The organism is Prochlorococcus marinus XMU1402 (assembly GCF_017696205.1).
GTDB lineage: Bacteria > Cyanobacteriota > Cyanobacteriia > PCC-6307 > Cyanobiaceae > Prochlorococcus_A > Prochlorococcus_A marinus_AC.
Window position 1 is genome coordinate 24,083 of sequence record NZ_JAAORD010000001.1, and the last position, 13,455, is coordinate 37,537.

The following is a 13,455-nucleotide window of genomic DNA, read 5'->3' on the forward strand; positions in this document are numbered from 1 at the left end:
TCAGCAACTTAGGTTAATCATTTAGAAATTATTAGTTATGACTTTGCGTGTTGCAATTAACGGGTTTGGCAGAATTGGTCGAAACTTTATGCGTTGTTGGCTCAGTAGAGGTGCTTACACCAATATTGAAGTAGTTGGTATTAACGTAACTTCAGATCCTAAGACTAATGCTCATCTTTTAAAATATGACTCAGTCCTTGGTCAACTTGATGGTGTTGATATTCAGTATACTGATGACACTTTTGTAATTAATAATAAGACAATCAAGTGTTTCTCCGATAGAAATCCACTGAATCTCCCCTGGAAAGAATGGGGTGTAGATTTGGTTATTGAATCAACAGGAGTTTTTAATACAGATGTTGGAGCAAGCAAGCACTTAGAGGTTGGAGCAAAAAAAGTTATCTTAACTGCTCCGGGTAAGGGTGCTGGAGTTGGTACTTATGTAGTTGGAGTTAATGCTGATACTTATAACCATAAAGACTATGATATTTTGAGTAATGCTAGTTGTACTACCAACTGCTTAGCTCCAGTAGTGAAAGTTTTAGATCAAACTTTTGGTATTAATAAAGGTCTGATGACTACAATTCACAGTTATACAGGTGATCAAAGAATTCTAGATAATAGTCATAGAGATTTAAGAAGAGCGAGGGCCGCTGCTACTAATATTGTTCCAACTTCTACAGGAGCTGCTAAAGCGGTTGCACTAGTTTACCCAGAAATGAAAGGCAAATTGACAGGAATTGCGATGAGGGTCCCTACACCTAACGTTTCAGCTGTGGATTTCGTTTTCGAATCTTCTAAATCTGTCACAAGCGAAGAAGTAAATAATGCTCTTAAGGAAGCATCTTTAGGTTCAATGAAGGGCATTATTAAGTATGGTGATGAACCTTTAGTATCAAGCGATTATGCAGGTACTAATGAATCATCAATTGTCGATAGTGATTTGACCATGTGTATAGGAGATAATCTTGTGAAGGTCTTAGCATGGTATGACAACGAGTGGGGTTATAGCCAGAGAGTTGTAGATTTAGCAGAGATTGTCGCTAAAAATTGGGAATAATTAAAAGTGTTTAAAAGGTGTATTTTTTAATAATTCATCTTTTTTATTATTTTTAAATTCTATTGATGGTTCACCATTAGCAAAATAGCCAATTTTGTTAATATTTTTATCTATTCTGGTTAAATTGGTTGCCCATTTTTTGGGCAATGAGAAAACTAATTCATAATCTTCACCTCCAAAAAAATAAAACTCATCCCATTTATCTCCTTTTGGCCAATCCTTATCTTTGGGTATTTTTTTATAATTTAAAATTGCTTTACATTTGCTAGAGATTGCTAGATCTTGCACGGCTTGAAATAGTCCATCACTACTATCAGTACATCCTATTTTGTATATTTTTTTATTGGGACGAGTTTTAAGGAGATTTTTTAGAAAATTTGGGTAAACCTGAGGGCGACAAAAATGCTCTATGGACTTACTGATTAATCTTTCAGTAAGCGAAACATTATTATCGAAATTCATTTGACTCTGTATCATAAATCCTAATTTGCTAAGACCATGAATCCCTGTAGTTAAAATAATATCGCCAGGTTTACACGCATTCCTTCGTAATTCAAGTTCGCCTTGAATCCCAAAGGCAGTTATCGATATAGTTTTTTGATTCCCTTTTGAGCAATCTCCTCCAAGAATTATTCCACCATATTTTTTTAAAGCTTTATTTATTCCTTTATACACCTCTTCAACCCAAAACCACTCAGTTTTAGCCGGTAGTATTAAGCTTATTGTAATTCCTATGGTTTTCTTACTACCACTGGATAATAAGTCTGAGATGTTGCTCACAACTGCTTTCCATCCAAGGTCTTTAGGGCAAATAGTAAAGTCATTGAAATGAATATTTTCAACCAAAGAATCATTATTGATAAGTAAGTCATCATTTCTAGTTTTGATTAAAGCGCAATCATCAATAACTTGATTTTTGGGCATAAATTTCCCAAGCCTATTAATCAATTCTTTTTCACCAATATCTTCTAATGTTTCTTTATGCATTTAATTTAAGGTTTTCAATACCGTCTAAAACATCAATTGAGATTATTGTGTCATCTTTGGTTAGCTCTTCTAATACATCAAAACCATCTACAACATAACCAAAGGCAGCATTTCTTCCATCAATTAAATTGCGACCTGCTGGATTTAATTCTGCTTCGTATAAAAAGAAGAAAAATTGCGATGATCCATCATCAACTGCCGTATTTGAATGAGACCACCCTAGAGTCCCAAGTGTTGCGAAAGGTAATGTTGGTGTCTCTGTGTAAAGCCCTAAATCTTCAAAAGTTTGATTATAAAAAGTTTCTTTCTCATCAGGGATTCTAATTTCTAGAGGAACGTGACGTTCTTTATTTGTTTCGGGATCTATATAACCAATTGATTCACCAATTGGATCACCTGTTTGTAACACAAAAAATTCTTCTGCTCTATTAATGGGTAAATCTTTGTAGAAATTTTTTGAAGATAAATCTACAAATGCTCCTGCTGTAAGTGGAGCGTTAAATCCATCTATAATAGCTTTCATGTCTCCTTTGGAGGTTTTTATATTGACTTTCGCTCTGCCTAGTAATCTTGGAAGATTATCAAACTCTTCCGGAATATCGTAAGGAAATTGATTTGGAAGGAAATATTCTTCTAATCCACCTATTTTATCTAAAGCCTCTTTGCGGGTAGATACAAATGAGTACTTATCCTTTGCTTTGGAATGATCTTGAAGAGTTTCAAAATTTTCTTTGAGTTCTAAAAATGTTTTTTCAGCAATTTTCTTTTTATCCTTTGGTAAATCATCAATAATTCGACTTTGGTATTTTTTTAGTAAAGATTGACATTTTGTAACAGTTTTCGTAAGAGCGGGCCACCTTCCTCCTCTAACAAGATCACTAGTTTCTTCCAATTTATGTTGAATTTCTTGCAATTCAACTTGCTTGATAGGGAGAGCGTTTCTGAGGATTGCATTAGGGTCTTTTACTGCATTTCCAGTAGGTAAATCAGCGCGAACTTCAATCGGTTTAAAGAGAAAAACTTGAAAAATTATGATAGATAGAATTAAGAAAAGTTTGTTCTGATTTGATAAGAATTTTTGCATAGCACTCTTGCAGGTTATGATCCTTGGGGATGTAATACAGGAATGATTTCCAGTAACGATTTTCGCACAGGTACCACCATCGAATTGGATGGACAAGTTTGGCGCGTTGTAGAATTTCTACATGTCAAGCCTGGTAAGGGTTCTGCTTTTGTGCGAACAAAATTAAAATCAGTTCAAAGCGGCAATGTAGTTGAAAAAACTTTTCGAGCCGGAGAATCAGTACAGCAGGCTATCTTAGAGAAGTCTAACCTCCAACATACTTATGTGGAGTCTGGAGATTATGTTTTTATGGATATGACAAGTTTTGAAGAAACAAGACTTTCTGCTGAACAAATCGGAAGAGGTTCAAAGTATTTGAAAGAAGGAATGGAGGTTAACGTTGTTTTTTACAATGATAAAGTTTTAGAAGTTGAACTTCCTATATCTATCACTTTAAAAGTCACAGAAACTGATCCTGGGGTTAAAGGCGATACAGCAAGTGGGGGCACAAAACCAGCTATTCTAGAAACAGGTGCTCAAGTTATGGTCCCTTTGTTTATTTCTGTAGGAGAAATGATAAAGGTTGATACTCGTAACGATAGTTATCTTGGACGTGAAAATTAATGGCTATGAAATTAGATCATGAAGACTTAAATCGCTTAATAGAGAAAATCTCAACAAGCGATATTCAAGAATTCTCCCTTGAAGGAGAAGATTTTAAACTTGAAATAAAGAGGAACTTGTTTGATCAGAATCAATTACCTAATAATTTGGTTTCTAACAATTCTGTTCCTAATAATTCATTTGATAAGCAAATAATTTCAAGTCAAAAATCCATAAACGAAAATGTTTCGATTTCTAATGTCCCAGAAACTCCTCAAGTTGCCCCTCCTGGACGCTCAGATCTTACTGAAATCACTTCTCCTATGGTTGGAACCTTTTATAGGGCTGCAGCTCCTGGTGAGGAGCCTTTCGTCGAAGTAGGGAATATTGTTAAGGTTGGTCAAACCATCTGTATATTGGAAGCGATGAAATTGATGAATGAAATTGAATCTGAATTTAATGCTGAAATAGTAGAGATTCTTGTTGAAAATGGAACCCCGGTTGAATTTGGTCAAGTTTTAATGCGTGTTAAGCAGTCTTGAATTTCTTGTCATTTCAATTGCAGTTTTTATAGCCTCAATCATGCTTTGAGATTGAGCTATTCCTTTGCCAGCAATATCAAACCCTGTTCCATGATCTGGAGATGTTCTGACAAAAGGTAAGCCTAGTGTGGTATTGACTGAGTAATTAAGAGCGATAACTTTCATTGGTATTAAACCTTGATCATGATACATAGCAAGAATCCCATTATGTGTTTCAGTATCTTTGTTTCTCCAAGCTTTTGCAGAGGAATTCCAGCAACTATCAGGAGATAAAGGGCCTATTAATTTAATATCTTTATTTTTTTCATTCCAAGCAATTAATGAGTCATTAAGCCAAATTTTTTCTTCATTGCCTAAAAGGCCTTCTTCGCCAGCATGAGGGTTTAATCCGGCCACTTTTAAAGTAGGATTCTCAATATATGTACTACAAAACTTTTTTAAGAGATCTAGTTTTGAGTGAATTAATTCTATTGTTAGAAGTTTGGGAACTTCGCAAAGAGCTACGTGAGTTGTAGCGAGTAAAGTATTAAATCTCCAACCTGTAATTGGTGACTTAGCAGTAAATAACATTCCAACATTTTTTACTCCACATGATTTTGCTAATACTTCGGTCTGTCCAGAGAAATGATGACCCGCCAATGACCATGATTTCTTGCAAATTGGGCCAGTTACAAGTGCTGAATTAGGATATTGTTTTACTATTTCAATTGCTTTTATTAAGTATTTGAAACTTGAATTTCCATAACTTGATTTAGAAGGATTATTAGACGAAGAAATTTCGAGATCATGAATTTGAAAATTATTGGGATTTGCGATATTTTTTACTCCTAGAGATCTAAGATTTTTATATGTATTTTGTAAATTTTTATTGGATCCGACTAAAATATATTCAATATTTTCTGGTATTTGTCGAGAAAATAGTGCTTTTAGAATTATTTCAGGTCCTATTCCAGACTCATCTCCAATACTTATTACAACTTTAAAATTATTTTTACTATTAAAGTTCATAACAAGGTTTCAAGATTGTTACTTTTAAACATTCAAAAGACAATTTTTTAGTCCTAATTTGTAGTTTTTATAAATTAGTTTATATCCGAGTGTTTTGCATAATAATTTATTAGAAACTCTTCTGTTTTCCATCCAAAAAGATTTGGCAATAGGCGATAACTCTTTTTTTGCATCCTCAAAAAATATTGGCTCTGGCATTTTAGTGCCAAGTAAATCATAACAATATTGAATTACTTCCATTTGAGAACAGGGTTCATCATCTCCAATATTGATGATTTGATAAAACTTTAAAGAATCTTTATTCTTTAATAAATAAATAATTGCACTTACAATATCAGCGACATGAATCCTTGAAAATACTTGATTTTTTTTAACAATGACGCGAATTTTGTTGTTTTTGATTGCTTCAAAAGTCGATCTTCCAGGTCCATAAATACCTGGTAATCTAAAAATTTGCACTGGCAAACCTGATGCAATCCATTCTTTTTCGCAATTTAATCTTTTCTGACTTCTTTTTTGAAAAGGATTAGGAATGTCTATCTCAGAAACCCAATCACCTTGAGTATTGCCATATACGCCTGTGGTAGATAAATATCCAACCCATTCAAGTGAACAAGTTTTTAGTTTACTTTTAAGACATTTTAATACTGGATCATTACCATTTTTATCTGGAGGTATACAGCTAAGAATATGAGTTACCCCATCAAAAATTTCTTTGTTAGGCAGTATGTTTGTTTCACTGTTAAAAATAAAGCTATTAGGATCTTTGTTTTTAGACCTTGAGCTAGTTAAAGCAGTAAAACCCAATTTTCTTATGGTTTTTGTAAAGAAACTACCGCTGTAGCCACATCCTAAGATTAAAAATTTACTTTTTTTATTAAGTGAACTTGCGATATTATTCATATGGTATTAAAGTAGTACATATGTATTAATTAATGATGAAGACAGCTGTTAAACCTAATTTGAAATCAAAAACTTTTTGCAGTAGTAAAATTTATGTTCGTTTGAAAGAAACAGAAACAAGTTATTTTAATTTTAAATTCTACCAAAAGTTATTTGTTATTATCATCTCATTTTCTGCAATTTTAATATACCCTGAATCTCCAAGAAATTTTGAAAATATATGTGAAACTTACAACTCTAAAATAATGTGCAATGTTTGGTAGTTAAGCAGCTTTATATGTTGATTCATTTGCTTCACAATTTTTTTTATTTGTTTTGAAGTTTGGATTTGCCCATTGTAATAATCTTATCGCTAATCTTAAATCACCTTCTAACCAAGCTCTAATAGCCATTGCTCTTCTTGGGTCATAAAATTTTTGTCTTCTATACCAATACAAAGCATTTTCGTCTGATTTATCTCCATTACAAGAAAGACATGCTGGGACGCAGTTTTCTGTTGTACTCAAGCCTCCTTGACTTCGTGGTAATACATGGTCTATAGATTCAGATGGTTTTCCGCAATATATACAACTTTTTCCTGTAAACCTATGAATTGATTTTCGCCATTGTCTTAATCTGAACTTGGGACATAAATCCTCTAAAAACACCGCATCGTTAATATGCATTCAGACTATTTAATTAAATAAATAATGGCTTGAATATGTAAAAAGTCAATATTTTTTTTCTATTTTTTACCTTAAATTTGCCGGCAAAAATTTAATTTAGTGTTGATAGATACAAAATTAAATTTATTGAATTTTTTAAAAAGTATTATCTCTTTAGAAGCCTATATTAGTAACTATATCTTTCAAGAGTTTCTTCATTAAATTCCTCATTAGCTTCTTCTAATTCTTTTTCTAATCTTTTTCTTTTGTTTTCTCTATCTTTAGACTCTTTTTGCTTTTTTTCTTCCTCCTTTTCTAAATCTCTTATTAGTTTTCTATTTGGATGAAGATTATCAAGGTATTCAACACAATAGCTGAAGGTTTCTCTATCTCTAATTACCGATTCAGTAATTTGTGCTGCTGCTTGTTTAGGAGAGACTTTGAAAAGACCTCCTTTTTGTTTTTTTATATATGTGTATGCAGCTTCCCAACTACTTTCATGATCATTACCTCCATCCCTCATGGTACAGAAAATTTCCGCTCCAAATGAGCCAGCTTTAACTTTGGATGTTTGGAGTGATAATGGACATATTATTCCTAGAGTTAAAAAAATAAATTTTTTTTTAAATCCTTGCATTTAATTTTTGCTACCCTTTTAAAAATATCTTTTATTGGAAATATGTCTATAGAAATTTAAGATTTTATTACTCCAAATAAGTTTAAAAATTTTACAACTAACGGAAGAATTAGAAGAACAGTAATCAACCTTACTGCGTGGAGAGTTGCCACTGCAGCTCCTACTCCATATTCAGAGCCAACAAGACTCATACCGCTGATGCCTCCTGGAGCAGCACCAAGAATTGTTGTTATTACATCTATATTAAGTAATCTGCTTGTCCATAATCCAATTGCTAATCCTGTAATAACTAAAGTAAAAGTTATTAAAATGGCTGGTCTCCATAAGGTTTGAAGATCAATTAATGAGTCTTTGGTTAAAGATGTACCAATAACTGTTCCAATGCCAATTTCTAGTATTGTTCTTGTCCCAATTGGCCATTCTGCTACGTCAACTTTCCCGCTGATGCTAAGTATGCTTGCGCCTATTAATGCTCCTGCAAGAGGCGCCGCAGGTATACCTGTTTTTAGGGCTAAAGCCCCAAAAATTCCACCTGCAATTAGATAATAGATTAGATTTATGTTTGGCATAAATTTAAGGGATGTTTGGACATAATATTAGAAAAATTTTTTTTTGCTTGGGTTTATAGTCAAATTATATTTTTGTTTTCCTCTCGTAATGTCCCCTTTTATTGGCATAATATTACTTAAAGCATGAAAATTTATGTCTTCACAAATTTCATATAAAGCTAATAAAAGCCGGATAAAGAAAAAATTATCTTTTTTTGAGGGTGGTCACCAGCTTGAAAAATTAGAGTTTGCTCTTGCAATAGCTCAAACTAACGGAGATGAGAAAAAATCAATAGTTCTTCGAAAAAAGATTGTTGAGTTAGGGGGAAATATTGAAGAGCCAGGTACTTAACTTAACTTGCCGCAAGATATTTAGATGCTACAACTAATGCTTCACCAGCTTGCTCGGCTGTGATTTTGCCTAGGTTAAGAAGTGTATTACTGATAGCTGAGACCACCGTAATAATGTCTCTATCATTAACATAACCTAAGTGTCCGACTCTAAATATTTCCCCTTTTAAATGATCTTGTCCACCAGCAAGTAAGATATCAAAATTATTTTTTATTGTTTTTCTAAATTCTTCAGCATCAACTCCATCTGTTTTTATTGCAGTAATTGAAGGACTTAAATATTTTTCATCAGCAAATAATTTTAGATTTAAAGCCTTTACAGCATTGCTCATTGCTAATTTGTGTTTATTGTGTCTTAGAAAAATGTTTTCTAAGCCTTCTTCTCTCATCATTTTTAAAGCTTCATCTAAAGCAAAAACTAAATTAACTGCTGGAGTGTATGGATTACTGTTACTTAAGAGACTCTTTCTGTACGATTTTAAATTTAAATAAAATTTTGGTAAGTTAGATTTTTCTGTAGCTTCCCATGCTTTTTGGCTCATTGATATAAAACTAAGCCCAGGAGGTATCATATATCCTTTTTGTGACCCTGAAGCAACGATATCTAGTTCCCATGCATCTACAGGCACATTGCAAGCACCAAGACTCGTAACGCAGTCAACAATTGATAAAGCTTTTCTATGTTCGCGAATATATGAACTTATAGTTTCTAGATCATTAATTACACCTGTTGAGGTTTCAGAATGAGTCAAAATAACTGCCTTTATTTCTTTTTGTTTATCTTCCTCTAATATCTTTTTGAATTTTTCGGGATCAAGTGGAGTACCCCATTCGGAATCAATTTTTATTACCTCTAAACCAAATTCTTTAGCAACTTTTACCCATCTTTCGCCAAATTTTCCATTTTCTCCACAAATTACTTTATCTCCTCTACTTAAGGTATTTATTATTCCAGCCTCCATCGCGGCGGTCCCACTACCAGTGATTGTTAGAACATCATTTTGAGTTTGATGAAGCCATTGTAAATTTTTAGTAGTGCTTTCTACGAGATCTTGAAATTCTTTACTTCGATGACCTATTGGATGCTTACTTAATGCTTGTAAAACTTTTTCTGGAACTGGTGTGGGTCCAGGAATCATCAATGATAATTTTTGCTGTATGGCCACTTTTTGTTAAATAGGTCATTCTTAGATTAGTTCTCATTATATATTTTTCAATTACTTGATTTGAAAAAAGGATTATCTTTACCTTTGTGGGTTGCTGGAGCTGCTAGGTCAGCATTAAAAAAACTAGTAGGGTTGCCATTTGAAAATTATGAACTAATAAAAATTCCTAATGAAAAAAAAGAAATAAAAATTGAGATTCATTCTGTTGGTTTAATTAAAGATGACTCGCATGCATTAGGAATTACCTTTGCACAGTCAGGCTTAGATCTTGACATTACACAAAACTTAGAAATATGGACGATAGCCTCTTTAGAAAAAATTTCTTTTAATAATCCTGTTCACACAATTCCAATAAATATTATTGCAGGATCTGGTGTAGGGATAAAAGAAGATACATCAGAGATATGCATTTCTAATTTTGCAAAAGAAGTTTTATATGAAAATTTATTAGATAGTATTCCTGAGGGCTTTAATTTGAAATTGGAAATTATTTTTCCAAAGGGAGCATTTTTAGCTGAAAGAACTAGTAATAAGTCATTTGGTATTGTTAATGGATTATCTATTATTGGTACTTCTGCTGAGACTTATTCAAGTGCTTCACCTGATCAATTAGAAGAGGCTAAAAATAATTTAGCAAAGTTAATTCAAAATGATTTTAAAGGGGAGGTTGTATTTGTTATTGGTGAAAATGGGTTAAATTTGGCAAAAAATTATGATGTTAATTTGCCAATTATCAAAATTGGAAATTGGATAGGACCATTATTAGTTGACGCAGCAATAAAAAAAGTAAAAACTGTAATTTTATTTGGTTATCACGGAAAATTAATTAAATTAGCAGGTGGTATTTTTCATACACATAATCATTTAGCTGATGCAAGAATTGAGATTCTTGTTTATTTAGCTGTTCAAGAAAAGTTACCACCTGAAATAATAGTTGAATTATCTCAGTTAGATAATCTTGAGAATGCATTACAACTTCTTGAAAGATTTAATAAATCTTTAGCTGATAAATTATTCAAGAATTTATCTAATACGATCGAAAAGCGTTCTTTTACTTATGTAAATAGGTATGTAAAAACTGATATGGAAATCGCATCAATCATTTTTGATAGAAAAAGGAAAATAAGGTGGGCTGGAAATTATGGTAATAAGTATGTTTCTTATTTTCAATGAAATTAATTTGTGATTCATTATGCTTTTGTAAATAAATTAAGCTAACTTTTATACATGAGTCAAACATCTTTAAAAAAAGAACGAGATCCTTCAATATTAATCTTAGATTTCGGATCTCAATATTCTGAATTGATTGCTAGAAGAATTAGAGAAACTAATGTTTTTTCTCTTGTAGTAAGTAATTGTATTTCAATTGAGGAAATTAAAAATATTAACCCTAAAGGGATTATTTTGAGTGGAGGCCCAAATTCTGTATATGACCAAAACGCTCCTAAGTGTGATGAAAAAATTTTTAGTTTAGGAATTCCTATTCTTGGCATATGCTATGGCATGCAATTAATCGTCAAAGAGCTTGGAGGATCTGTTATTTCAGCAATCAAAAAAGCAGAATATGGTAGAGCACCAATCATTATAGATCAAGAATCTGACCTCCTTTCTGATGTTGAAGATAAATCTATTATGTGGATGAGTCATGGGGATTCAATTAATAGTTTGCCTGACGGATTTAATAAAATTGCTCATACCGAAAACACACTTCATGCAGCAATTTCAAATGATGTAAAGAAATTATTTGGCGTACAATTTCATCCTGAAGTTATTCATTCAGAATTTGGGATGACGGTAATTAAAAATTTTGTTTATAAAATTTCTTGCTGTGCGTCGGATTGGACAACCGAAACCTATTTAGAGGAAACTATTCCAAGGATAAGAGAGCAAGTTGGCAATAAAAAAGTTTTGCTTGCCTTGTCAGGAGGAGTTGATTCCTCAACTCTTGCTTTTCTACTGAATAAAGCAATTGGAAATCAGCTTACATGTATGTTTATAGACCAAGGTTTCATGAGAAAAGGTGAGCCAGAATTTTTAATGAGTTTTTTTGATAAAAAATTTCATATAAAAGTTGAATATATTAATGCAAGGGAAAGGTTTATTGCCAAATTAAAAGGTATTACTGATCCAGAACAAAAAAGAAAAATTATAGGTGAAGAATTTATTAGAGTATTTGAGGAAGAAAGCAGTAGATTGGGACCTTTTCAGTATTTAGCTCAAGGTACTCTATATCCTGATGTTATTGAAAGTGCTGGTACTAATATTGATCCTAAGACAGGTGAAAGAATAGCTGTAAAAATAAAGAGTCATCATAATGTGGGTGGATTGCCAAAAGATTTACAATTTAAATTAGTTGAACCATTAAGAAAACTTTTTAAGGATGAAGTCCGAAAAGTCGGTGCTGCTTTAGGTTTGCCGGATGAAATTATAAAAAGGCATCCATTCCCAGGACCAGGATTAGCTATAAGAATTTTAGGAGAGGTAAATAATGAAAAACTGGATTGTTTAAGAGATGCAGACTGGATAGTAAGAGATGAAATTAAAAAAGCAGGTCTTTACAATGATATTTGGCAAGCTTTTGCAGTATTGCTACCTGTTAAAACTGTAGGAGTGATGGGAGATAAAAGGACTTATTCATGGCCAATAGTTTTACGTTGCGTATCAAGCGAGGATGGTATGACAGCGGATTGGTCAAAAATTCCTTTTCAGATTTTGGAGAGGATTGCAAATAGAATCGTGAACGAAGTAGAGTCAGTTAACAGAGTTGTTTATGATATAACAAGCAAACCTCCTGGAACTATTGAGTGGGAATGAAGAATAGGTTATAAACCAAGTTATAGATTCAAAAAGTAGGTTTCCCTCAGGTTTCCCTCAGGTTTCCCGTAGAGTGAAAATCTTGTCTCTATAGAGAAATCGTAAAGTTTTAAATTTCTCTACACCTTAATAAATTTGCTTTTCTCTACATACTTTTTGAGTCTATCTGCCTTTTTATGATCCTCATCTGCACCTTTATTATCACCTAATTTACGCTTTACTCTTGCACGTAGATTAAAGGTATATTCATAAGGAAAAAAATAGTTGGAATCTATAACTCTATTTAAATCATCTAGAGCAGATTGAAAATTTCTAAGGTTAAAATTTAGTTTTCCTCTACTCACAAGAGATGAGATTGCTATTTGAGAATCTTTTTTTAAACTTATAACTTTGGAGTAAAAATCAATTGCTTCCTCATAATCACCCAATTCCATTTTTGCAATTGCCATTCCTTCATATACATCAACGTTAGTATCGTTTATTTGCAGAACTTTTTCATAAATATTCAAACACTCCTTAAGGGATTCTTCTGTATAACCACCTTTACTAAGTCTTCCTTTTTGCTTTAATTTCTCTGCAGAATCAATTAATAATTTTTCTTCTGGTGTTTCTTTTGAATGATTTAATGCCAATAGATTATCAATTTTTTTTGAGTTTTGATCAAACTCTTTTTTATCATTTAAATTTAATTTATTGCTTTCGAATAACTTGTAATAGGAAATATTCATGAAGGTATATGCATTGAACATGTTTGGATTTATTTTTACTGCTTTTTTAAAATCTTCTATTGCTTGTCTGTGATATCTAAGGTCATTTTTAACTAAACCTGATCCTATGAAAAAAGAATAAAGAGAACCTATTGAATTATTTTTTATTTCCATATTTAAATTTGTTCAGAATTTTAATGGTCTGAATATCTTGTATTAATTAATAATTAATCTGATGGATTTCTAATATGACACCTCAATATTTTTATGCACAAACTTTTAAAAAAACTTCATTTAGTAAGTAATGAAAAGATACCAAATCAAATATTTAATTTACTGTGATTGAGTAATTAATTTTTATTTTTTATTAAATAAATTCTTCCTAAAAAGAGGTTTCCCTCAGGTTTCCCTCGGACTAAATT

Annotated in this window: 15 protein-coding genes; 6 read left to right on the forward strand and 9 right to left on the reverse strand. The window is 32.1% G+C overall.

Going from position 1 to position 13,455, the window contains the following annotated elements:
* The first annotated feature begins 37 nt into the window (after positions 1–37).
* Entirely contained in the window at positions 38–1,060 is a 1,023-nt protein-coding gene (gap, locus tag HA141_RS00115; protein WP_209116170.1) for a type I glyceraldehyde-3-phosphate dehydrogenase, read from the forward strand.
* On the opposite strand, the gene thiL is transcribed toward gap, so the two are convergent.
* Positions 1,061–2,047, reverse strand: a complete 987-nt coding sequence (gene thiL, locus HA141_RS00120) for a thiamine-phosphate kinase (protein ID WP_209116171.1) — start codon at positions 2,045–2,047, stop codon at positions 1,061–1,063.
* A complete protein-coding gene (locus tag HA141_RS00125; RefSeq protein ID WP_209116172.1) occupies positions 2,040–3,131 on the reverse strand; it encodes a peptidylprolyl isomerase in 1,092 nt (363 codons plus the stop codon). The genes thiL and HA141_RS00125 overlap by 8 nt, the downstream gene beginning before the upstream one ends.
* A gap of 42 nt (positions 3,132–3,173) precedes the next feature.
* Between HA141_RS00125 and efp the strand changes: the two genes are divergently transcribed.
* Both efp and accB read left to right on the forward strand, forming a co-directional pair.
* Positions 3,174–3,734 (forward strand): elongation factor P, encoded by a 561-nt coding sequence (gene efp / locus HA141_RS00130; RefSeq protein WP_209117862.1) that lies wholly within the window; start codon positions 3,174–3,176, stop codon positions 3,732–3,734.
* Positions 3,734–4,255, forward strand: coding sequence for an acetyl-CoA carboxylase biotin carboxyl carrier protein (gene accB / locus HA141_RS00135; RefSeq protein WP_209116173.1), 522 nt, complete (start codon positions 3,734–3,736; stop codon positions 4,253–4,255). The genes efp and accB overlap by 1 nt, the downstream gene beginning before the upstream one ends.
* Here the strand turns inward: accB and pdxA are convergent.
* The 5 genes from pdxA to HA141_RS00160 form a co-directional block, all read right to left on the reverse strand.
* Complete coding sequence (pdxA, locus tag HA141_RS00140) at positions 4,232–5,263, reverse strand: 4-hydroxythreonine-4-phosphate dehydrogenase PdxA (RefSeq protein WP_209116174.1); 1,032 nt, start codon at positions 5,261–5,263, stop codon at positions 4,232–4,234. The genes accB and pdxA overlap by 24 nt on opposite strands.
* Before the next feature lie 24 nt (positions 5,264–5,287).
* Entirely contained in the window at positions 5,288–6,166 is an 879-nt protein-coding gene (locus tag HA141_RS00145; protein WP_209116175.1) for an NAD-dependent epimerase/dehydratase family protein, read from the reverse strand.
* A 263-nt stretch (positions 6,167–6,429) separates the two neighbouring features.
* Positions 6,430–6,831, reverse strand: coding sequence for an HNH endonuclease (locus HA141_RS00150; RefSeq protein ID WP_209116176.1), 402 nt, complete (start codon positions 6,829–6,831; stop codon positions 6,430–6,432).
* A 166-nt stretch (positions 6,832–6,997) separates the two neighbouring features.
* Positions 6,998–7,447 (reverse strand): DUF6554 family protein, encoded by a 450-nt coding sequence (locus tag HA141_RS00155; protein WP_209116177.1) that lies wholly within the window; start codon positions 7,445–7,447, stop codon positions 6,998–7,000.
* Between the two features lie 56 nt (positions 7,448–7,503).
* The gene (locus HA141_RS00160) at positions 7,504–8,016 is read right to left on the reverse strand and encodes an AbrB family transcriptional regulator (protein WP_209116178.1); all 513 of its coding nucleotides are present in this window, start codon (positions 8,014–8,016) and stop codon (positions 7,504–7,506) included.
* A gap of 133 nt (positions 8,017–8,149) precedes the next feature.
* On the opposite strand from HA141_RS00160, the gene HA141_RS00165 reads away from it, so the two are divergent.
* Positions 8,150–8,347, forward strand: coding sequence for a hypothetical protein (locus HA141_RS00165; RefSeq protein ID WP_209116179.1), 198 nt, complete (start codon positions 8,150–8,152; stop codon positions 8,345–8,347).
* 1 nt (position 8,348) lies between these two features.
* Here the strand turns inward: HA141_RS00165 and HA141_RS00170 are convergent, their stop codons facing one another.
* On the reverse strand, positions 8,349–9,485 hold the full coding sequence (locus tag HA141_RS00170; protein WP_209117865.1) for a pyridoxal-phosphate-dependent aminotransferase family protein: 1,137 nt from the start codon (positions 9,483–9,485) through the stop codon (positions 8,349–8,351).
* An 87-nt stretch (positions 9,486–9,572) separates the two neighbouring features.
* On the opposite strand from HA141_RS00170, the gene cbiD reads away from it, so the two are divergent.
* Positions 9,573–10,685, forward strand: coding sequence for a cobalt-precorrin-5B (C(1))-methyltransferase CbiD (cbiD, locus tag HA141_RS00175; RefSeq protein WP_209116180.1), 1,113 nt, complete (start codon positions 9,573–9,575; stop codon positions 10,683–10,685).
* 54 nt (positions 10,686–10,739) lie between these two features.
* On the forward strand, positions 10,740–12,326 hold the full coding sequence (gene guaA, locus HA141_RS00180; RefSeq protein ID WP_209116181.1) for a glutamine-hydrolyzing GMP synthase: 1,587 nt from the start codon (positions 10,740–10,742) through the stop codon (positions 12,324–12,326).
* A gap of 119 nt (positions 12,327–12,445) precedes the next feature.
* Here guaA and HA141_RS00185 read toward each other — a convergent pair whose 3' ends face one another.
* Complete coding sequence (locus HA141_RS00185; protein WP_209116182.1) at positions 12,446–13,207, reverse strand: tetratricopeptide repeat protein; 762 nt, start codon at positions 13,205–13,207, stop codon at positions 12,446–12,448.
* Between the last annotated feature and the right edge of the window lie 248 nt (positions 13,208–13,455).